This is a genomic window from Okeania sp. SIO2F5 (assembly GCF_010692685.1).
In the GTDB taxonomy this organism is placed as follows: domain Bacteria; phylum Cyanobacteriota; class Cyanobacteriia; order Cyanobacteriales; family Microcoleaceae; genus Okeania; species Okeania hirsuta.
Window position 1 is genome coordinate 1 of the sequence record NZ_JAAHGU010000002.1, and the last position, 22,946, is coordinate 22,946.

The window sequence follows — 22,946 nt, forward strand, 5'->3', positions numbered from 1 at the left end:
GCAAAAGCTTGGCCAAAAATTTTGTTTGCGCAGCATTCCGCAGGAAAAGAACCTTAGAAAATGCCACAGCCAAGGTCAATCTTTGTTTTGTGAGACTGCTGCTTAAGAGATTGGCGATCGCCTGATTATTGAAAAAAAAGATACCATCAGGGTTCTATAAGCATTTTTGGCAACAACATACCACATTTTTGCTTCTTGCAGGGTTTCTTGAGTCTCCTGACGATAAGAGTCATCTCCTTGAGAGAGTAAATTCTCTATGGAGTGACGAATAGTGGCGTGTTGATAATGAATGGTATTTCTGAGAGCTTCCTCATCGGGGTCAGTGATACTGGAAAAGCTATTTGTTGTCTGGTTACTGCTTAACGGACGCACTCCCCAAGGATTTCCTGTGCTAGAAGGGTCATAAATACAACGGAGCCAACGCTTGGCTTGGTCGTAGTTGCCATTTTCAGCATATTTAGAAGCCAGGAGTGCGGGAATGTGATAGAAGACTTCCCAGCCATAAAGCCCCATTGATCCATCGAAATCAAACTGGTTCTTCGGTTTCGGTTGTAGAATAGGACTGAATACCTGACCGCCTTCATCGTCTTGAGCTTGTTCGGCTTCAGCCACGAAGTTATCAACCCCAGTTTCACCATAGGATTGATGATCTAGAGAAAACAGAGGTAGGACTCCAGCAGGTAGTGGTAAGAGTTGAGGAACGTTACTCAATGCTGATGAAACAAGGTGAAAAATATGTGTAGAACCTTTTACTGTTGTGCTGTTAGTGACCAGATATGCCTCTTGTTTTCGAATTCCTGGTGATTCGAGGTATAGCAATGAGCGACAGTTTTTGTCACTTCACAATCAACTGGTGAGTCCGTAAATTTCTCAACAAGTAAATCATCCACTGCGTAAAAGCTACAATTGAATTTAATCTTGATCTGAATTTCGGTGATGTTCGATTCATCGTCTATTATATCTATGATCACAGGATTGGGTTTATCTACTTTATGATCTTCAATCTTGTCAGAGACAATGTGCTTTGTTGTATCTAACACTTCGGTGGTGTATTCTATGTTCCCATTGCAATAAACCTGATATGTTAGATCCCATACCCTACTGTCGGGTGTGAACGATGATACACCATTGAAGATTGTAAGTCGAGCCATTGGAATATCTATTGTTACCTGACTATTAGTAATGTCTGCTGAATAATTAATTGTCACAGGTGTCCGGTCACTACCATTATCAATGTTTAAGTAAAAGGAGCCAGACAAATGGTCATTTGCAACATATAGCTGGTTTGTTGAAGGTGAAACCACAATTTTGAATTCCGTAATCGAAATACTTGGAGTTCCATCGTACCCACTAATATCAGGAGTGGCAGGAATATCTTCATCCTCAGCAGTACTCACCATTGCTTCTGTTTGACTAATCTCAAACAAAAACGTCTCTAATGGATCTTCCCCATTTTTCAGAGTAAAATACAAGCTAATCTTATCCCCTTCAAAGTTAGCTTGGTAAATAGTCGGCTTGACATCTGCCTCAACAATCAGTGCCTCAAGTATCTCCTGGGACATAGAAGGTCTCAAAGGTTCTCCAAAACTACCATCCACTCCTTGCCTGAGATATCGAGGGAGCAGATGATATGTGGTCGTTTCTCCATCCTCACTACGCCGTTCCTCTAGCTCTATCCAAATGAGAAATAAGCGATTCCAGGCATAAGCGGGGTTAATCCCATATACTGTCTGATTAGTTGCAGGTAAATCAACCTTTTTCCATTCTCCCCACTGGACAGCTTGAGGGTTTCCTGTCTTCAACATCTCCACATCTAATCGCATCTGACGATAGTAGTAAGTCATTTCCGTCCAACCTGCTTTGGCCGTAAAGTAGTAGTTGACATGGTTACCTAAAGGACTGTATTCTCGTGTTTGACAAAACCCCGTCGGTATCAGCTCCGTGAGACGTTGCAGCTCCTGCATATAACTATACAGAGCTGTCTCAATCATGGTTTCATCTAGATGTCCCTGAGACAGATTTTGTTCAAATGTTTTAAATATCTCTGTTTTGTCGTAGCGTAGTTCGGGTTCGATGTAGTTACCTGGATGCAGTTTCAGTTTTTCATTAGCTTCCCAAACTCGATACTGTTGAGCTGTTTCCCATTCGTCCCTGAAAGCTGCTTTATCAACAAATGTGCCAGATTCTACTCCCTCTAGCATCCGATGAATATATAATTGCACACTAGAATTTGCTTCCACAATACGGCTCGTCGGTACAGCAGATGTAACATTCACATCCAGGAGTAGGTAACTATAGAGGTCTTCGGTGTCTTTAATCTTGTCTTTCAACTCATCATCTTGGGAGATGATATGAGAAAAGACTGCTGCTACTAAAGCATCACGGATTTTTTCATTGAGGGCATTTTCAGCATTTGTAGCTAAATTCTCATCACTGGCACGAGCTAGTCCCCCTAAGACTACTGCTGCTGCTGCTGGATGGTCTGTGCCATCATTGACTCCTTCTTCAGTGAGAGTGATTAATTCTGTGGCACTGATAGATAAGTCTTGACATAGTTTAACCTGTCTGAACAAAGCTTCTACCTGTTGTACAGTTTTGGTTTCCTGGTTAGAAGCATTGTCTCGCAACACTGCGATTTCTTCTTTGTCAAAGTCGAGCAGTACTGCCAATAATGCGTTAATCTGGTCATTAATCTCGTCATCGGTGATGTCTACTCCTCCCCAAAGGGTGAGAAAATAAGCTAACCACATTTCTTCAGTAGCTTCAGCGTTCTGAATTTGTTTGAACCGCTCTAAATAATAAACCTGCTGTAGATTTAATGGTAAGGTCATCCCTATGACTAACCATTGAGGGTAATCACAGAGCATTTGTACTGTGGCAGCAGAGAAGGATAATTTACTTGTGAGTTGGAGATGTCGTGCCAGATTATACAGCAGTTGCAACTGTTCCGATTCAGTTCCCGATAGCAGGGTGCTGAGAGTGTCATAGGTATTGGTTTCCATCCAACTCAATACAGGAGCTACAATTTCGGGGCGATCGCTTTCAGCTATTTTGATGACTTGCTCAAACAAAACTTGTTCTTGGTTATACTGGGTTTCAGCTAAGAAGTCTATCAGTTGGTTTTTGAGTTCTTCATTAGCATCAATGTCTACATTTTCAGCGGTGAGAATCTTTGTGACTGCTGTTGTTATTTGGTCTTTGGTAACAGAGAGGAATAAACCTGCTGCATCCAGGATATCTAGGCTTTGTAGCTGCTCCAACCAATCTTCAATTTCAATGGGGGGGGATTATTAACTCGTTTACTTTCCAATTGCGGTAAATAGCAAAGTCAGATTCGCTGTCGAGTAAATTGTCTTGGATGGCGTTGTTTAATTCATCCAGAAAATTGGTTACCTGTTGAGTTGTTTGTAGTACTGCTTCGCTTGGTGGTGTGAGTACCATTAATAAATCTGTTACGGATAATTCCGTACTCTCCATCCATTGAGATAACCAGACTAATTTGTCTAATGCTGACAAGACGCTGTTGGCTCCAGTTAATTCGCCTAAGGTGGTTAGTAAGTCTGGGTCTATTTTCTCAATTAATTTGATACCATTGAGAATATCCCAACCTAAAAGCCCAAAGATGGTAGCTAGGCGATACAGAAGAGCAAGGCTCCTTTGGTTAATCTTGGTGTATTCGTCGATTTTAACTAACTCCAAAACTACATCCCATTCCCGACGAGTGAGTTTCAATCCTCGTCGCAGGGTCTCCCAGGGTAATGCCACCCTCTTTGACATTTTCTAGGTCTGTGAGTTTAATTGAACTAGCTAGAATTTTTTCTGTGACAAAGGGAGCATCTTTGCCAAACAGTTGTCGCATCAGGGTGGGTTCTGTTTGTTCTCCTACTCGCACATAACAGTTAACTTCTTGCAGCATTCCCACAAACTGATCCACACTGAGATTGTATTGCTCCTGCCAATATAAATAATGGGCTAAGACCTTGAATCCTTTATCGGTTACTCTTCTGTTGTCGCTTGCATCTTTCACAGAACACAGCAATTGATCTAGCTGATGAAACTCTAATCCAGTACGCTTTTTGAGCCTGACTAGGTGATTCATCCCTGATAATTGGTTTGTGTGTATATTATCGTCGTCATCCCCTCTCATGCGCAGTCGCTCGTTTTCTTCTTCTAGGCTCAAGACTTCGTATGTACCCATATGGAATCTTGCCCCCCACTCATTCTGTGAGTAGGATTTCCCTGCCTCGTCTTTAACGGCGTAATCTCGAGACAGTTGACGGAATTCGTCGAAGGTGATATTGGTGGCTTCGATGAACGTGTCTACATATTGTAATTCTGGTTTTGTGAATACACCAAATATCTGTGTGAAGAGATTGTCGTTATCGCTTGTATTCTGCTGGAGTATTTCAATTTCTGATTCCACCAGGTCTAAGGCATCAGTGAGATGGGGAATCAGGGTGAAGTTTGTTTGTGTCAGTGCATAGTCATCTTCCTGAAAACGACGAGCTATGGCATTGACATTCATGCCCTGGATTTGAGCTAAACCAGTGCGTACTGTGGCTAGGTCTTTGTTGAATGGTAGTGCTAGGGGATGTAGTTGGGTTTTTAAGCAATCAAAAATGTAACCATCAAGGGTTTTGTCAATTACCCATTGGGGTTTATTACTACCGTAGAAAGAACCGTGACATCCTCTGGAGGTTCGATCATAGATTGTCTCCCCTGTCCCTTCATTCATTGGCCAATAATTCATTAAGCCGTCTTCGTTGCCTACCAAGGGACAATACATATTCTCTTGGATTTCCTCTCCGGAGCGAGCATAATTCCAGATCCCCATTTCCTTGATCATTCCTGGAAAATACTGTGTGTCATAGGTTCCTATTTTGAGATCTGCAGAGACACCACAAATGTAATCCCAAGTTATTTCATATACTTGGACTCCATCACGATAAATTTCTTGTTTTTTGTTCTCATTATTAAAGACAAAAGCGTAATGATGCCAATTAGTATATTCATATATATCAGGACATTTCTGAGTCCCATTGTCAAGCGCAAAAAAAAGTTTATCATCAAAAAATCCAGCTCTTACAAGAGCTCCACCGTTTTCAGAAAAAAGCATCATACGGGAGCTACTGTTTCCCTCTTCTACTTTAGCCCAACACTCTACAGTAAAACTTTGGTCATTGAATACCTTCATCTGATTGTCAGTGTTGGGAACTCTCACATAGCCGTCATTTCCTGGAAAGTACAGACAGGAACAAAGCATTGATAGCAGCACTTCATTAACCAATTCTAGAGTCGTAATCTCTTCATGTAAGTTATTTTCACTCAGCTCTAAGTTTTGTAGGTCTGGACGACGAGTATCCAAAGCCCATTTTTCTAATGAGGGAGTTATCTGCTCCCTAGGCAAATCATAGATATGTTTTAAATAAGCTGCCGCAGATTGACTCGACTGAATTGAACCTGGTTTAGCGTAGCGCACTGGTTCGCCGAAACCATCGGGCCCAGGATCTGTCACCCATTCTGGTTTATTATTGCCACTAAGAGTACCGTTATAGTTTCTGAAGGATTGGCGATCGTTGATTGTGTCTCCTGTCCCTTCATTCATTGGCCAATAATTCATTAAGCCTTCTTCATTGCCTATCAAGGGTTGGTACATATCTCTCTGGGTTTCCCCTTCGCTACGAGCATAATTCCAGACACGCATTTCACATATTAGCCCTCGAAAATAATGATTTGCACGGGTTCCTATCTTAAAAGCTCCTGTAGAATGATGATTATTATTTACCTCATATCTATCTACTCTGACTCCATCACGATACATTTCTCCTTTTTTCGTTTCGTCATTATAGAGATAAGCGTAATGATGCCAACCACTATACTCAAAGTCGTTATTTGTGGATGTATGTTCACCAGATAAATCCATCCGAAGTTTTCTGTAGTCAAGTCCACCAGAGAAAACATTAGGAGCGCTACTGCCGTGACCAAAAAATCGGACGTTTCCTTCGACGCTTCCTTCTACTTTAGCCCAACACTCCACAGTAAAACTACCAGATTGGAATATATTAATCTGACTGTCAGTGTTGGGAACTTCCACATAGCTGTCATCCCCTGTAAAGCGTAGAAAATTATTACTAGAAGCACTTTGGAACTCATTGGCCACTGCTTGGGGTAAGGCTGGCGCTGGATCTTTGGATACTATTACATCCCGGGTTACCTGTTGGACTAATTGCTCTCATTGCCTGGCCTTTCGATAAAAGGCAAAAGTGGGTAGATTTTCCCGACTTACTTCACCTGTTTGTTTGGCTTTGACCTTTTCTATCAGTTGAGTCAGAGAAGGACATTCTGCTACCTCAGCAACACTGTTAAAGCCATAACGGGCAAGTTCTTTGTTAAACCCGTCTTGTTTGTTTAATGCTGACTCTATTCTCTGACGCAGAGGACGTTTGCCATTACCATTAGTTTTAGGGGTTTCTTTCTGGGAAATGGATTTAGTCCTGTTATCATTGTCTGATGCCATTGTCAATACCTCTACAGTGAATATTTTTAGGGAACACCTGGCCTGAAATTTGTAGCCAATATTTATCCTAAGTAGGTAGGCGTGAATAAACATCACTATATAACGAAATGTTAAAGCAGTCAAAACCCTTGAGATTGCTTCCTTCCGCTCCGCTCCACTCGCTTCGGACGTACTTATAAATTTTTTCACCTACCTACTTAGATAGTCAAATATCATATTTAGGTACCCTTTGAATAATTAGAATAATTAGTATAAATCTCAATTTTTAAGTCAAAATTAAGCTAAATTTCACAAGTTACTCATGCGGTTAGTTTTTCATGGATATGTAATGAAATTGGGTGCATCTCAATTTTGAATAAAGCCAAAAAATTATCGCTTTTAGGCAACAGGCAACAGGCAACAGGCAACAGGGAATAGATAGGAAAAAAGTATTTTTGCAAATATGAAATGCACCCATGAAATTAATATCAATGGCAGAATAATTTATGAGATATCAAATTAAGAAGTTATTATTTTTCTTACCGCTACTTATATTTTTAGCTAGCTGTGGTGTTTTCAATAGTCCGACAAATCTAGGGGAAAACAATCAAGGTACACAAGAGTCTACTACTACTTCAGCTCAACCATTTAATTATCAAGATTACAACTCAATTTTAAAGGAATATGTCAATGCAGAAGGGTTAGTTGACTACGAAAGATTAAAGGAAAATCGGCAAAAACTTGATGAATTTAATGCTGCTATTGGAGCTGTAACGCCAAGCACTTATGGTTCTTGGACAGACGCAGAAAAAATCGCTTTTTTAGTTAATGCTTATAACTCTTTTACTTTAGAATCTATTATTGATAATTACCCTACTAAAAGTATTAGAAGAATCCCTGGTGTTTGGAAGATTAGGAAATTCGATGTTGCTGGAGAAAAAATGACATTAGACCATATTGAACATCAGGTTTTACGGAAAGAATTTAATGAACCAGGAATTCATGTTGCCTTAGTTTGTGCTGCAATAAGTTGCCCTCCTCTGAGACGAGAAGCTTTTACTGGCAATCAATTAGAACAACAACTAGATGACCAAGCTAACACGTTTCTCATCAATAATCAAGGCTTCCTAATTGACCGTGAAAATAATGCTGTTTATTTTTCTTCAATTTTTAAATGGTTCGGTGAAGATTATAAAAAAACTTATGGTCAAGAACCAACTATTGATGGCTTGAATGAAACAGAAACGGCAATCGTAAATTATGCTCATAAATATGTAAATCCTGACGATAAAAAGTATTTAAAACAGGGTGGTTATCAAGTTAAATATTCTGACTATGATTGGTCTTTAAATGTTCAATAATATCTAAGCTTTCAGCCGTCAGCTATTAGCTATCAGCTATTTTTTTAATGTAGTAGAAGTTATGGCAATTCCCATAGTTATGAGGTACATTTACGATTCCCCTAAATCCCCCTTATAAAGGGGAACTTTGAAGACTTCATAAATGTTCAATAATATCTAAGCTTTCAGCTGTCAGCTATTAGCTATCAGCTATTTTTTTAATGTAGTAGAAGTTATGGCAATTCCCAAAGTTATGAGGTACATTTACGAACCCCCTAAATCCCCCTTATAAAGGAGCTAAAACTGTACATTATAGATTAAATAACTGCTATAAACAAATGCTTGCTTCATTTTTTAGACAAAAAATTAAAACAAATGCTTTTAGAAAAAATATTCGTAATTATTCCTGTTTTGAATGAAGAAGATACCATCAACAATGTAATTAAATCATTACAATTTTACGGACTAAAAAATATCATAGTAGTTGATAATGGTAGCACCGATAAAAGTATAGAAAAAGCGAAAAAAGCAGGTGCAAAAGTCATCAAAGAACCTACAGCAGGTTATGGTAAAGCTTGTTGGCGTGGCATTGAAAATACACCTGTAGAATGTGATTGGATTTTATTTTGTGATGGAGATGGTAGTGATGATTTAAAGCAACTACCAAAATTTTTAACTGCTACTAATAAATACGATTTAATATTAGGCGATCGCCGTGCCACAAAAGCAGGTAGGTCTGCTATGACTCCGGTACAAAATTTTGGTAATAAATTAGCTACTTTTTTAATTGGTTTAGGGTGGGAATATTGGTATCAAGATTTAGGACCTTTACGCTTAATTCGGAAGTCTAGTTTAGAGAGAATTAGAATGCAAGACCGAGGTTTTGGTTGGACGGTAGAAATGCAAGCTAGAGCTGTAGAATGCGATTTAAAAATAACTGAAATTCCTGTTGGTTATCGTCGTCGTCAGGGTGGACGTTCAAAAATATCAGGTACTATAAAAGGTAGTTTTCAGGCTGGAACAATTATTCTGACAACTCTTGGTAAATTGTATTTAAAATATCTGTGGAAAAATCTAGAATTGCAGAATAATACTAACAAATTCTTGAGCAGGGGAGTGGGGGAGTAGGGAGTGGGGGAGAATTCAACAATTAATAATGAATAATTAATAATGAATAATTACCTCTCCTTGAAAATGGATAGGATTGACTAAAAGGAAAATTTTTTCTTTTTTCTCGTTTAAAGGAGAGGCATTAAACCTTAATTATTCGGTAAACATAAGACTAATTAACATAATCCTGGTTAATAATTATTAAATCAGAAGTCAGGAATTGAGAAATAGAACAGGGGAAAAAGGTAGAAATTTCCCCATATTCACCATCTCCCTATCGGCCTATATTTTAATACCAATTTGAAAAAAGAATGTTACAAATAGTTTCAAACTTTAGATGTCGAATAATTTGTTGAAATTACTGAACAATCAAAGTTTTGAGCTATAAAATCTTACTTTTGAATGCATGACTTTTGACTTTTGAATTCCGTTATTATTTTCTCCTGACTCATGAATTCAGCAATTCTGAGTCTTGATTTTTAATACTACACTTTGAAGTGCCGAATTGTAGATTATATATACTTGAGGCTATTTTATATCATGTCCGCTTAATAGCGTGATCAGAAACTTTCTTCTTCTGTTCCTTCTTTTTTCCTACTGACTCCTGACTTCCCCTCCCCTCCTGGGAGGGGTTAGGGGTGGGTTGGGAGGGGTTAGGGGTGGGTTGACTCCTGACTCCTCTGTCGTTATTTATAAGTATTCAACCGGACATGATATTATGACTCTATTTTCTGTAAGTTATACTAAGAAAAATCTGTCTTTATTACTAAGTTCATTTTTGATATTAGTAGGTACAATTTTCATAGTTCCCTACGGTAGTTTTCAGGAAGCTGGTATTGTCATAAAATTTTGGATTGGTATCAGCATAATGAGTTTAGGTTTTATAATTTCTTGGGCAATACCGTCAATTAATTTAGCTTGGTTTTGGAGTATAACTATTCTGACTAGACTAATACTAATTCTCATGGAACCAGGGGATGATATTTGGCGTTACTTGTGGGAAGGTTACATTCAAAATTTGGGTTTTAGTCCCTATGATTTAGCGCCAAATGCTTTAGAATTAATTCCCTATAGAACAGAGTGGTGGTCGTTAATGAATCATCCTGATACTTCTGCTATTTACCCACCTTTGATTCAATTAGGGTTTCGATTTTTAGCACTAATTAGTCCGTCAGTATTTGTCTTTAAGTTTGCTTTTATCTTGGCAGATTTAGGTATTTGTTGGTTATTAACTAGAAAATTTAGCCTGCAAAAAACTTTTATTTATGCTTGGAATCCTTTGATTATTTATTCCTTTGCTGGAGGTGGTCATTATGATAGTTGGTTTCTCTTACCATTAGTGGGAGCATGGTTAGTTTTTTTTGAAGAAGGAAGAAGCAAGGAGGAAGAAGGAAGAAGGAAAGACCGAAGTTGGAAAAAGTGGATGGGGACTCAAACTCCTGTTGAAGAAGGAAGAAGGAAATTGGAAGAAGGAAGAAGGAAATTGGAAGAAGGAAGTTGGAAAAAGTGGATGGGAACTCAAACTTCTGTTGAGGAAGGAAGAAGCAAGGAGGAAGAAGGAAGAAGGAAATTGGAAGAAGGAAGTTGGAAAAAGTGGATGGGAACTCAAACTGTAGACGACGGGGTATTTAACCCAAAAGAACAAGATAATTATCGTTGGTATTGGAGTGCTTTTTTGATTGGTATAAGTGTGGCAATAAAATGGGTTTCTTTACCAATTTTATCTTTTGTCGTTTGGCAGAAAATATTATGTTTTAGGGAACAGGGAACAGGGAACAGGGAAGAGAAAAGAATCAAAATTAATATGCTTCATAGCGCCGAAAAATCAGATAAACAGGAGCATAATTTTCATCGTAATTTGCAACTTTATGAAGTACATAAAACTAGGTTTTTGAGGTTTAAATTAGACGACAAAACATTAAGTTGCCTTCTCCATCAAGTGCAGGAAGCAGGTTTTTTATTATTAATTGGTTTATTACCAATGTGTGTTGCAGCTCTAAATTTTTGTCAACCTGGAAAATGTTCGCTCATTCCTACAAGTTCAAATTTTGTTGTTAATGGTCGTAGTGCTGAATTAATTCCTTATTTAGTTAGTTTTGTTTCGGAACAATCTACAAAATTTAACTGGATTTATGGAATTCCTCTTTGCTTAGGAGTAGGAATTTTAATCTGGAATTGTCGTAGATTTGTTGATTTTACTGAATGGTATTTTTTCTTATTATTAACTTTATCTCCTATTGTTCATGCTTGGTATTTTACTTGGTTTATTCCTTTTGCTGTAGCAACTAGAAATTTAGGGATAAGATGGGTGAGTTTATCAGGATTTATTTATTTTGTTTTGCCATACAGACAAACTTTAGGAGATAATAGTTGGGTTTTAAATCCAATGGAAAGATACTGGTTATGGTTGCCTCTAATAGTAGGATTTATTTGGAGTAAATGGAAAGATAAAAAAAATATAGTAGGGAATAGGGAATAGGTAAGCATTCAGCAATCAGCAATCAGCTTTCAGCTTTTTTTTACGAATTAAGTCAAACACCCATTCGTTTTTTGCTGTAGATATATTTAGACATATAACAGTAGAAGGAAAAGGAACGGAAAGATTGAGAAGCTCTAAAACTCCGACAACGTAATATTTTTCCTTCTTCCTCCTTCCTTCTTCTTCCTTCCTTCTTCCTTCTTCCTTCTTCCTTCTGATTACTGATTAAATATCTTGAGATTCTTCCTGTTTATTAACAAATCCGCCAATAAAACTAGAAACTAAAGATAATACAATTGCCCCCAAAACTGCAGGCCAAAAACCATCAACTTCTAAACCAGGAGTAAAATATCCTGCCAATGAAAGAGAAATTCCATTTACTACTAATAAAAACAACCCTAAAGTTAAAATTGTCAGAGGCAAAGTTAAAATTGTTAAAACTGGTTTCACAAACGCATTTACTAACCCCAAAACAATTGCTGCAACTGCTGCTGCCGGAATACTATCAACTCTCACACCAGGTACAACAAAAGCTGTAATTAAAAGTGATAAGGTTGCCATTAACCAAGTGATGAAAAAACTTGCCATACTTATTCTTTCAACCTCCTAAATCGCAATTAAAAATTATGTGGCCTAATTTAAGATAAACTAAGTTAGATAGTCTAATTAATAAACCATTTACTATGATTTTGCATCAAATTGCTACTTTTTTATTAACACTGAATTTGTTTTTGTGGCCAACCCTAGCTCAAGCTCAATATTACCCACCACCCCTCTCTTATAGCAATGCCCAACTTACCGGAAAAGATTTTTCTGGCCAAGTGTTGCAGTCCGCAGAATTTTCTAATGCGAATCTTCAACTAACTAATTTTACAGATGCCGATTTACGGGGAGCTATTTTTAGTTATTCGACATTAACTAAAGCAAATTTACATGGAGCGAATTTAACTTATGCTATGGCAGACTTAGTTGATTTTACTAATGCCGATCTAACTGATGGAGTGTTTGTGGAAACAATAATGTTAGGCTCGACTTTTGATGGTGTTGATATTACAGATGCAGACTTTACAGATGCTTTGTTGGATGGAGCGCAAATTAGAAAATTATGCCAACAAGCAACAGGTGTTAATTCCAAAACGGGGGTGGCAACTCGTTATTCCCTTGGTTGTAGATAGTAGGTACCATTAATTTTGCAAGCTTTTAATGTTGCTTGATAATTTTTAGAAAAACAATATTTAGGGTTTGCGTATGGAAAGTCTTTTTGCTGGGGTAGGAGACAGGAGACAGGAGACAGGAGAAATGGGAATTTAGAGGCAGTTAGGAGTAAGAATTGTCCCTGAACTTTTCTGCCCAACTATGCACCTAAAATACTAACTTTTTGAGGGTTTTAGACTGAAAACCAGAATAATTAATTATTAATTATTAATTATTAATAATTAATTATTCGGTAAACATTTCCTCCGGAATGCTGCGCAAACAGCTATTAGCTGTCAGCTATCAGCAACAAGACTCTCTCTTATGGGATAGTGTTTAAATTAATAACTGACTTTCAGGATAAGGGAGCCAACTTTTGTAGTAAGACAATTAATAAAGCTTTTCTTCTGAACTAAAAGTAATAGCTGATAGCTGATGGCTGACCGCTGAATATACATTGCTATAGTACAGTAGATAATTTCTAATGTATCAAATTAAGCTGTCATAATCTACACATAAACAATTCAAATTATTGGTAAAACAAAAATATTAATATATGTACCAAACTTAATATAAAATTAACTATTAATTAAATAAATTAGCAAGTTATTTATCAAAATCTCGCAAAAATAAAAATAATGCTATCAAATGACTTTCTAGAAACAGTTTGGTTAATACCTTGCTATGCTATCGTCGGTGCAGCTCTAGCCATACCCTGGTCTCCCGGAATTATTAAACGTACCGGGCCAAGACCAGCAGGTTATATCAATCTGATTATGACCTTTATCGCTTTCTTACATGGCTTAATCGCTCTATCTGTAGCTTGGAATCAACCAACTAAAGAATTATTAATACCTTGGCTAGATGTGGCAGGGCTAAATATCACCATTTCCCTAGAAATATCTACCCTCACTATTGGGGCGACTATATTAATTACTGGTCTCAATCTTCTGAGCCAAATTTACGCGATCGCTTACATGGAAATGGACTGGGGATGGGCACGTTTCTACTCCCTACTGGCATTATTTGAAGCTGGAATGTGTGCCTTAGTTTTGTGCAACTCTCTATTCTGGAGTTACATAATTCTAGAAATTCTCACTCTCGGTACATATCTATTAGTAGGGTTGTGGTTTAGTCAACCATTAGTAATTACTGGAGCAAGAGACGCCTTCCTGACAAAACGGGTGGGAGACTTATTTTTGCTGATGGGAGTAGTTGCTTTATTACCTTTAGCAGGAACTTGGAATTATACAGAGTTAGCTGAGTGGGCAAAAACTGCAAACATCGCTCCCACAACTGCTACCTTATTAAGTCTTACTTTAATTGCCGGACCTCTGGGTAAATGCGCTCAGTTTCCTCTACATCTGTGGTTAGATGAAGCAATGGAAGGACCAGTGCCAAGTACTATTTTACGAAATTCGGTGGTGGTAGCGGTCGGAGCGTGGGTGTTGATTAAACTGCAACCTGTTTTAGCTTTATCCCCTGTTGCTTCCACAGTAATGATTGGAGTGGGAGTGTTTACAGCGGTTTGTGCTTCTTTAATTGCTATTGCCCAAATCGATATTAAGCGATCACTTTCTTATTCGGTCAGCACTTACATGGGTTTGGTATTTATCGCTGTGGGAACTGGTCAAGATGAAACTGCTTTGATGCTTTTATTTACTTATGCTTGTGCGATGGCGTTGTTGGTAATGAGTACGGGTGGGGTAATTTTAAACTGTGTCAGTCAAGACTTGACTCAATATGGTGGTTTGTGGTCTCGTCGCCCCATTACGGGAATTTCTTATTTAGTGGGTGCTGCTGGTTTAGTCGCTTTGCCTCCCTTGGGTAGTTTCTGGGCACTGTTGCAAATGACAGATTATTTGTGGAGTAGTCAACCTTGGTTAGTAGGTGTGTTGTTGTTGGTGAATGGGTTCACTGCTTTTAGTATTATTCGGGAGTTTGGTTTGATTTTTTGTGGTAAACCTAAGCAAATGACCGAGCGATCGCCTGAAGGTTTATGGGCATTGGTTTTGCCGATGACGATTTTGGCTGGTTTGACGTTGCACGTTCCTCTGTTGTTGGCGCAATGGGAATTACTGCCGGATATTGCGATTATTAATAAAACTGTTGCTGGTTTATTATTGTTATCCAGTGTGCTTGGTTTTGGTATTGGTGGATTGATTTATCTAAACGATGGGTGGGAGAAACCAATTAAGTTTCCTTTACCAGCAATACAAGACTTTTTTGCCTACGATTTTTACACTGCAAAACTGTATAGAATTACTATTGTTTTTGTGGTGGGTTTAGTATCAAGAATTATTTCCTGGGTTGACCGCTATCTTGTGGATGGTGTAGTTAATTTTGTGGGTTTAGCGACTGTGTTTGGTGGTCAAGGTTTGAAATATAATGTTTCTGGTCAGTCTCAGTTTTATGTATTGACAATTTTGATTGGTATGACTCTATTATTAAGTTGGTTAGTGGTTGGTTTATTTTAGGGAGTAGGGAGTAGGGAGTAGGGAGTAGAAAAGAAGAAAAATAACTGTACCTTAGTAATACCATTTATCTGTAAAAATGCGCTTAATAATTATGACCAAAACCTGAATTTTACTAATAGCTTTTATCTTTTATTAAGCGCAACTTCATGGATAAATGGTATGACTTGAGAAAGGTTATATTGTGATTAATTATCTGTACATCATAGTCAAAAATAACTGTAATGCTTGCCTTGAATTTTTGAAATATTTAAGCCTGCCATAAAGCTGATTTAACAGCAGGTCAATTTACGGAAAAATCTCAATCATTCCCATGGATAATCTGTAGATTACACTTAGAAATTACCCGTTGGTTGTACTAGACTCAAATTTTGAGATGTTGAATCTAATCTGATTTAGTAGTTTTATTTTAGGAAAAATCTCAATCAATCATTTCCGGAAATCATCCGTAGATTACACTCAAAAATTATAGTTTTTGTCAGACTAAAATATTGAGATGTTGAATCTAAGTTAATTTAGTAGTGGATTGATTTGAGGAAAAATCTCAATCAATTATTTTTGTAAATCATCTGTAGATGACACTCAAAAATAGCGTTGCAAAAATGCGGGATGATTTTAATAGTTTTGTGTTTGGGGGCATCTTGCCCGTTCCTGATATTTTTGGGTAGGCAGGAACCCACCCCACTTACATAAATTTTGAGATGTTGAATTTAGCCTGATGATGGAACTGATTTATTAATAGGTTGATTGGAGGGAAAATCTCAATCAATTATTTCTGTAAATCATCTGTAGATAACACTCAAAAATAACTCTGGCGCTCGGCTAATATTTGGCAAATATTTAAGTAGATAATGAACCTGATTTAACAGTTACTTAGCGTAGCTCCTCCGGAGGAGACTAACTGATAACTGATAACTGAAATTACCCCTTAGTTGTACTAGTGCAGGATGGCGGAAATAACTGACCAGTTACAAAATCCTAAAACAATTACAAATAAAAAATGATTTACTTTTGACTTTTGACTTTTAACTTCCGCACAGACTAAAATTTAATTAACAGAAAAATAACAGAAAATTATGCTCAGTGTCTTAATTATCATCCCAATTTTAGGGGCAGCTTTAGTCGGATTTTTTCCCGGAAAAATTACCGATGAAAAATTACGAAAAATCACCTTAGCAATTGCCCTATCTCTAATAGTTTGGACTGTAGAAATTGCCCTTAAATTTAACCTAAATAATCCAGGGTTACAATTTCAAGAACATTTTACCTGGATTCCCCAATTAGGTTTAACCTATAATCTCGGTATAGATGGTTTATCCTTACCATTACTCGCCCTAAATTCCTTACTAACATTCATCGTAGTTTATGGATATGGCAATAATGTCGATCGCCCGCGATTATACTACCCCTTAATTTTGTTAGTAAATGCCGGAATAGCAGGTGCTTTTCTCTCCGCAAACCTATTATTATTCGTTCTCTTTTATGAACTAGAATTAATCCCCATCTATTTATTAATAGCAATTTGGGGTAGTAAAAAACGAGGTTATGCAGCAACCAAATTTCTCATCTATACAGCAGTATCCGGAATTCTGATATTAGCAGGATTTTTAGGAATAACTTGGTTAAGCAATTCTCCCAGTTTTGATTATGACCTAATCTCAACCCAAGGACTATCCCTAAAAACCCAACTCATTTTACTAACCATTCTCTTAGTAGGATTCGGCATTAAAATTCCATTAGTACCTTTACACACTTGGTTGCCAGATGCTTACGTTGAATCATCTCCCCCCGTCACAATTCTTCTAGGTGGCATATTAGCAAAATTAGGCACTTATGGACTATTGCGTTTTGGGTTAGGATTATTTCCCGAAACCTGGCAAATAGTCGCCCCTGGAATGGCGATAATTGGTACTTTTAGCGTCTTGTATGGAGCATTAGCAGCGATCGCTCAACAAGACATCAAACGGATGGTGGCCTACAGTTCAATTGGCCACATGGGTTATATTGTTGTTGCTGCTGCTGCCAATACACCTTTGAGTTTAGTGGGAGCTATTTCTCAAATGGTTGCTCACGGTTTAATTTTAGCGATTCTATTTCACCTGGTAGGTGTGGTAGAAAGCAAAGTTGGTACTCGCGAATTATCTGTGTTGAATGGTTTGATGAGTCCGGTGCGTGGTTTACCTTTTACGAGCGCTTTATTAATTATGGGTGGAATGGCAAGTGCAGGTATTCCAGGAATGGTAGGTTTTGCTGCTGAGTTTCTAGTATTTCAAGGTAGTTTTTCGGTGTTTCCTATTCCTACTCTGTTGTGTATTATTGCCAGTGGTTTAACTGCTGTTTATTTTGTGATTTTGTTAAACCGTACTTGTTTCGGCAAATTAGATAATGATACAGCTTATTATCCTAAAGTTATTTGGTCTGAACGTACCCCTGCTTTAGTATTAGCAGTAGTGATTTTCTTTTTAGGAATTCAACCTACTTGGTTAGTGCGTTGGAGTGAAGCAACTTCCAATTTTTTAGTCCCTAATTCTTCTATAGAAATTCAAAAGTCAAAAGTCAAAAGTCAAAAATTAGCTAGTTTGATAAATACAGCAGATGTTAATTTCCTGGAGTACAGAAATTAGGTTTTTTTGTCAGATATAAAAACTGTGTAAGAATATTTCTCAAAATTCCTACTAATATCAAGTTTGGATAATTATAATTGCAGTTGGTTGGGTTAAGCGCTAGCGCAACCCAACAACAATAATTATATTTGTTGGGTTTATCCTCCGAATAAGCTCCACTAACGCGGACTCAACCCAACCTACAAAGTGCTACAAAGTGCCAAATTTTTATGATTTCCATTTAAGCAAACATGATATAACACCTAATACCTACCACCTAAAACATCAAAAATTATGACACAAACAAAAACAAAACTTTTCCTATGAATTTGCCGAAATTAATTTCCCGTCTCGAAGTAGCTAAACCCAACAGATACAAGCTAAAACTTAATATGCGAATAATTATTTATAATACCGTAGGTTGGGTTAAGCGCTAGCGCAACCCAACAACAATAATTATATTTGTTGGGTTTATCCTCCGAATAAACTCCACTAATGCGGACTCAACCAAATCTACAAAGTGCTACAAAGTGCCAATTTTTTATGATTTTCATTGAAGCAAACATGATATAACACCTAACACCTAAAACCTCAAAAATTATGACACAAATAACAATAAAACTTCCCCCCTCTCAACATGAATTTGCCGAAATTAATTTCCCGTCTCGAAGTAGCTAAACCCAACAGATACAAGCTAAAACTTAATATGCGAATAATTATTTATAATACCGTAGGTTGGGTTAAGCGCTAGCGCAACCCAACAAATATAATTATTGTTGTTGGGTTTATCCTCAGGATAAGCTCCGCTAACGCGGACTCAACCAAATCTACAAAGTGCTACAAAGTGCCAATTTTTTATGATTTTCATTGAAGCAAACATGATATAACGCCTAACACCTAAAACCTCAAAAATTATGACACAAACAAAAACAAAACTTCCCCCCTCTCAACATGAATTTGCCGAAATTCTTCACCGCCTCGAAGCAGGTGGAGCAATGCTACCAGATACCCCAGAAAACCTAATGCAAATTATCGGTATTTATAAAGCTTATGCAGTACCAATGGATTTCTATTGGCGCGACTTACTTTATATTGCCGAACGAGTATTTTTAAACCCCTTACCCTTCTTTAAATACTTCCTGCCAAAAGAATATTTAGAACTTCATAACCACTATGCAGGTGATGATGCAGACTTGCGAGTTTGGCGCGGAGAAGCAACAGCTCATCCAGAACTTTTAGCATTTATTGAAAAGGGAGAAAGTGGCAAAAAATCAAAATTATTACATCATTTATGGCATGACAGAATTAATATGGAATTTGCAGAAGCTTGTATGCGGGCAATGTTTTGGCATCGGGAAATGGGAGGTAAATTTGACCCTTATTTAGATACTCCTGAATATAAGGCTGCAGCGGATAAAGCAATTAAAGCTTATTTTAAAGGAAATCCTGTAATGTTAGGTCTGTATAAACTATTCCCAGAAATGTTTATCGAACAGGTCAGACAACTTTCTTATTACAGTAACCTTGGTTTATTTTGGGAAGTAATGGCTGCTGTTTTTTTTGAAATGTTTGATTTATATAACGAAGGGAAATTAACCAGCGTTCCAGAAGCAATGAATTTCCTAGTAAATGGAATTTTTGCTGTAGCAGATCGCCCGATTTATCATCATGTTTATATTCGTGGTGAGTTACACGAAATTATTCCCAAATCTTGTGGTTTTACTTGGTTATTTGAAGCTGCTTTACCTTATGTAGAAGCTGTCTTTTATCGCACTGCACCCTTCCGTGGTACAAAGTCTTATAATGCTCAGGCAAAACAAGTACCAGAAAATCAAAAATACTTTCATTATGGCATTCTTTATGCAGATGTTTTTCCAGTAGGAAATGCTGGTATTCCTCCCACATTATTAATGCAGGATATGCTGCATTTTTTACCATCATTTTTAGTTGATTATTACAAACAAAATTGTCGGGGCGAAGATGATATGTTGATTCAGTTAGGAATTACTTTTCAACGGTCAATGTATTGTGTAACTTCCGCAGTTATTCAAGCATTAAGACAGGCAACATTACATCCTTTAGATGACCCAGACCTAGAACATTTAAAAGCAAATCGTGCATTTTTTGAAGCACAACTAGATAGGTTTAAGCGTCCAGAAGCTCGGTTGCGAGATATTCAGCGCCAAGATTATCGTTAATATAATTAGGGTTTGCGCTTCACTAGTCTTTTAGTAGGGGTAGGAGACAGGAGACAGGAGACAGGAGAAATGGGAATGAGTGAGGAGGTAGGAGCTAAGTTTTGTCCCAAGATTTTTCTGCCCAACTATGCGCCTAAAATGCGCTCCTTTTTGAGCGTTAAACCTTAAATTTCCTTGGCCAATTATCCAGAAATGATGAACAATTTCAGCAACTTTCTCAAGAAAATTATCTGTTTGTAGCCTTGTAGGCGGAAATAGGTTAACCTATTAACTCCTAGTCCTATAAAAGAAAAAGATGACCATGAAACCAAATTTCTTTGCACTTTTAATCGTATCTGCAGTAACCACAATGGCTGGTTGCACGAACCCTCAATCTACGCCAATAGTACAATCTGCACCATGCGAAAATCCTGTCACAGAAAACGATGTTCTAGCTGCACAGCAAAGCTGGGGCGAAGCCATTGTCGCCATTGGCAAGGCAGAAAATCCAGAAGCAGAAGCACAAAGTACTCTTGATAGGCTTTATGGTTATGATCTTGGTACGGTTTTGTTCAAACCAACACTGGCCAGTAATGAGCCATTCAGAGGTACAGAGAAAGAGGCTTTGTCTTATTTTGTCAGTGGGAGCATCAGCGAAGATAAAGGTTTTGCTCTTGCGCCCTATAACAATGTGCGCTTTGAGAATGAAGGAATTATTACCCACTGCGATACAGCTACCTCAATGGGTGAGTATTTTTTCACCAAAACAGACGGTAGCGAGATCAAGGTAGAATACACTTTTGGTTATGTTCGTGATGAAAACGGTGATCTGAAAATCAATCTGCACCATTCATCTCTGCCATATCAAGTGAAATAAGGGCGATCGGTAGTAACGGTCGATGGATGGGAATCCCGCGCAGAGCTTGTGTCGGGATGATATCAAGGGTAGAAAATTAACTCCAACTGCTTCGGCTGCTGATATTGCTTCACAAGCTTTCTGTCAATGTCAATTCCATGTAAGATTTTGATAGCATTTACTACTTCGGGATACTGTACCAAAACGGCGTAAATAGAAGGTTGGCATTATATACTGCAGCGAGTCAGAGAAAGGCTCTGAAACCCTTATGATTCCCTAATCCTTATGATTCCCTTCCGTTATTGTTTGAAATATAGCGCTGTGCGCAGGCAACAGGCAATATGCAACAGGCAACAGGAGGAATAAAAACCCGTTTGCGCAAGCATTCCGTAGGAATCACATAAGACTTTTAGCTATTGGACATCTCCTGTAATTTGTAAATATGCCAGCGCACATTGCTATAACTTTCAGATCATAAAAAAGTAAGATAGCTCTAACCCATATAAATCAATACTTTTAAGCTTTAATTGCCCCTAGTTGCACGAACCTTTGAACTACGCCTAGTTCGAGAAGCCGGAAATATTGTGACTCCAGAAGAAATTGGTATTATAGAATACGGTACTTTTGTATTAGATTCAAAAGTGTTAATGGTACTAGGGTATGAAAATTGTGGGGCAGTAAAAGCAACAATGGATGGTAAACCTGTTCCAGGTCAAATTGGCAGTATAATTTCTGCTATTAAACCTGCTGTAGAAATTGCTAAAGGTAGAGAAGAGATGGATATTCTGTAGAAAGTGCTGTTAAAGCTAATGTAATGGAGCAAATAAAAATTATCAATCTTTCTCCAGTGATTACCCAGTTAGTTCAGGAAAACAAATTAAAAACTTTAGGTGGTTATTACGATCTAGACGAAGGAAAAGTATATTTGATTAGTTAAAAGACATAGAAAAATCTGCATTACTTTCATTTGCCTGTGTTTTCTGTTTCTTAACAAAGTGAGAGTAATAAAATGTCCTGTCCTTAATTACTTTTTTTCAACATACATTTGTATAAAATGTTTGCTTTCTCAAATTCAAGAGAAGTAATGTTATACTCATAGTAATTCTGCAATATTATCGTTAATAATTTTGAAAAAGGATACTAAATCAGCATCGTTTTTTTAGTTGACCTGTATTTCCGATTTGATTATTTATGAGATGATAAATTTACTCTTTTTCCTCTCTCAGTTAGATATTTTTGAAGATGCTCCTCTGATGTGACCCAAGCCTTTAAGTTTGCATCCCAAAAAAACTTTATTTTATTCCTAATTCTCAGAGTATGAATCCTCTGAAAAGATACTCCTAGAAGTCTAGCTACATTAGTTTGAGTCAATTTATCTTTCATAGTTGATAGGTTATATCATGTTCGGATAATTACTTATAATAAAATTTTTGTTTGCAGTTGGGCTTGAGCCTCTACAATACTTACTATTATTGCTAGAGCAAAACTACAAGCCTCATTATAACTGTTCTACCGAACATGATATTAGTTTATATTGTGATGTTTTTGAATAAATCTAAAAGTTACATCTATAAATAATGACCTATTCAGGTATTGTAGATGTTCTAATATCATCATAAATAGTAAAAACCTATGCTTCAACAGAAGTATTACTGAACTTTAATGATTTTTATGTGTATTCAAAAATTATATCTATCCTAGAGAATTTACTCAGATACTACACTAAAATACCCAGTTAAGCTTTTTCTGTCATATTTTTTTGTCTGATTTTCTAGTTACTCATGCTAGTATCGGGACTTTGATATTTTTTAGGTTAAAAATAGCTTCAAACTCAACGGTAGCAAGGAAAATACGTTGCTCTAGCTAAAAATGGCTCAAAACTAGATAGGGCTTACTGATTAAATCTAAAAGCATTGACAGATAAAGGTTTTAGCATTTTTTAGTTAGAAAAAGTCCAAGCTTTTAGGTCGTAATGGTTCAAAAAATTAGCATTTTCGGCCAGAGTTGGGCAGAAAAATCAAGGGAAAATTCTTACTCCTACTTCCTCGCTCCCGACCCTTTTCTCCTGTCTCCTGTCTCCTGTCTCCTACCCTCACCCATAAGACTTTTGAGCGCAAACCCTAGATATATCAAGGAAGAGGCTATTTTGACGTTAAAGCATTATACAGCAAGGGTTTAAAACTATTTTTAAACCATTTTTTGCTAAAGTCCCGGTAT

General features: G+C 37.3%; 16 protein-coding genes. 10 read left to right on the forward strand and 6 right to left on the reverse strand.

From position 1 onward, the window contains the following. Positions 1-102 precede the first annotated feature (102 nt). The 5 genes from F6K27_RS00590 to F6K27_RS00610 all read right to left on the reverse strand — a co-directional run bounded on the left by F6K27_RS00590 (position 103) and on the right by F6K27_RS00610 (position 6,706). Entirely contained in the window at positions 103-711 is a 609-nt protein-coding gene (locus tag F6K27_RS00590) for a hypothetical protein (RefSeq protein ID WP_287272783.1), read from the reverse strand. A 38-nt stretch (positions 712-749) separates the two neighbouring features. Continuing rightward, positions 750-3,260: a neuraminidase-like domain-containing protein gene (locus tag F6K27_RS00595; protein WP_287272784.1), complete on the reverse strand. Its 2,511-nt coding sequence runs from the start codon at positions 3,258-3,260 to the stop codon at positions 750-752. 13 nt (positions 3,261-3,273) lie between these two features. After that, on the reverse strand, positions 3,274-3,732 hold the full coding sequence (locus tag F6K27_RS00600; protein WP_287272785.1) for a hypothetical protein: 459 nt from the start codon (positions 3,730-3,732) through the stop codon (positions 3,274-3,276). Continuing rightward, a complete protein-coding gene (locus F6K27_RS00605; RefSeq protein WP_287272786.1) occupies positions 3,686-6,160 on the reverse strand; it encodes a LamG-like jellyroll fold domain-containing protein in 2,475 nt (824 codons plus the stop codon). Before F6K27_RS00605 ends, F6K27_RS00600 begins: the two co-directional genes overlap by 47 nt. Positions 6,161-6,232: 72 nt before the next feature. Then, the gene (locus tag F6K27_RS00610; RefSeq protein ID WP_287272787.1) at positions 6,233-6,706 is read right to left on the reverse strand and encodes a hypothetical protein; all 474 of its coding nucleotides are present in this window, start codon (positions 6,704-6,706) and stop codon (positions 6,233-6,235) included. A 296-nt stretch (positions 6,707-7,002) separates the two neighbouring features. Here F6K27_RS00610 and F6K27_RS00615 point away from each other — a divergent pair, with 296 nt between their 5' ends. From F6K27_RS00615 to F6K27_RS00625, 3 genes are all read left to right on the forward strand, one after another. Next, on the forward strand, positions 7,003-7,857 hold the full coding sequence (locus tag F6K27_RS00615; RefSeq protein WP_287272788.1) for a DUF547 domain-containing protein: 855 nt from the start codon (positions 7,003-7,005) through the stop codon (positions 7,855-7,857). A 354-nt stretch (positions 7,858-8,211) separates the two neighbouring features. Next, a complete protein-coding gene (locus tag F6K27_RS00620; protein WP_287272789.1) occupies positions 8,212-8,964 on the forward strand; it encodes a glycosyltransferase family 2 protein in 753 nt (250 codons plus the stop codon). Positions 8,965-9,664: 700 nt separating this feature from the next. Continuing rightward, positions 9,665-11,425, forward strand: coding sequence for a hypothetical protein (locus tag F6K27_RS00625; protein ID WP_287272790.1), 1,761 nt, complete (start codon positions 9,665-9,667; stop codon positions 11,423-11,425). Between the two features lie 225 nt (positions 11,426-11,650). On the opposite strand, the gene F6K27_RS00630 is transcribed toward F6K27_RS00625, so the two are convergent. Further along, positions 11,651-12,013, reverse strand: a complete 363-nt coding sequence (locus tag F6K27_RS00630) for a phage holin family protein (RefSeq protein WP_287272791.1) — start codon at positions 12,011-12,013, stop codon at positions 11,651-11,653. Positions 12,014-12,108: 95 nt separating this feature from the next. On the opposite strand from F6K27_RS00630, the gene F6K27_RS00635 reads away from it, so the two are divergent. From F6K27_RS00635 to F6K27_RS00665, 7 genes are all read left to right on the forward strand, one after another. Further along, positions 12,109-12,600: a pentapeptide repeat-containing protein gene (locus F6K27_RS00635; protein ID WP_287243819.1), complete on the forward strand. Its 492-nt coding sequence runs from the start codon at positions 12,109-12,111 to the stop codon at positions 12,598-12,600. 657 nt (positions 12,601-13,257) lie between these two features. Next, positions 13,258-15,096 (forward strand): NAD(P)H-quinone oxidoreductase subunit F, encoded by a 1,839-nt coding sequence (locus F6K27_RS00640; RefSeq protein WP_287272792.1) that lies wholly within the window; start codon positions 13,258-13,260, stop codon positions 15,094-15,096. Positions 15,097-16,169: 1,073 nt separating this feature from the next. Then, positions 16,170-17,717, forward strand: a complete 1,548-nt coding sequence (locus tag F6K27_RS00645; RefSeq protein ID WP_287272793.1) for an NADH-quinone oxidoreductase subunit M — start codon at positions 16,170-16,172, stop codon at positions 17,715-17,717. Between the two features lie 893 nt (positions 17,718-18,610). Further along, entirely contained in the window at positions 18,611-19,894 is a 1,284-nt protein-coding gene (locus F6K27_RS00650) for a CO2 hydration protein (protein WP_287272794.1), read from the forward strand. A gap of 295 nt (positions 19,895-20,189) precedes the next feature. Then, the gene (locus F6K27_RS00655; RefSeq protein WP_287272796.1) at positions 20,190-20,750 is read left to right on the forward strand and encodes a hypothetical protein; all 561 of its coding nucleotides are present in this window, start codon (positions 20,190-20,192) and stop codon (positions 20,748-20,750) included. Between the two features lie 506 nt (positions 20,751-21,256). Further along, a complete protein-coding gene (locus F6K27_RS00660; protein WP_287272797.1) occupies positions 21,257-21,520 on the forward strand; it encodes a carbonic anhydrase in 264 nt (87 codons plus the stop codon). Between the two features lie 23 nt (positions 21,521-21,543). Beyond that, entirely contained in the window at positions 21,544-21,666 is a 123-nt protein-coding gene (locus F6K27_RS00665; protein WP_287272799.1) for a hypothetical protein, read from the forward strand. Positions 21,667-22,946: the final 1,280 nt, after the last annotated feature.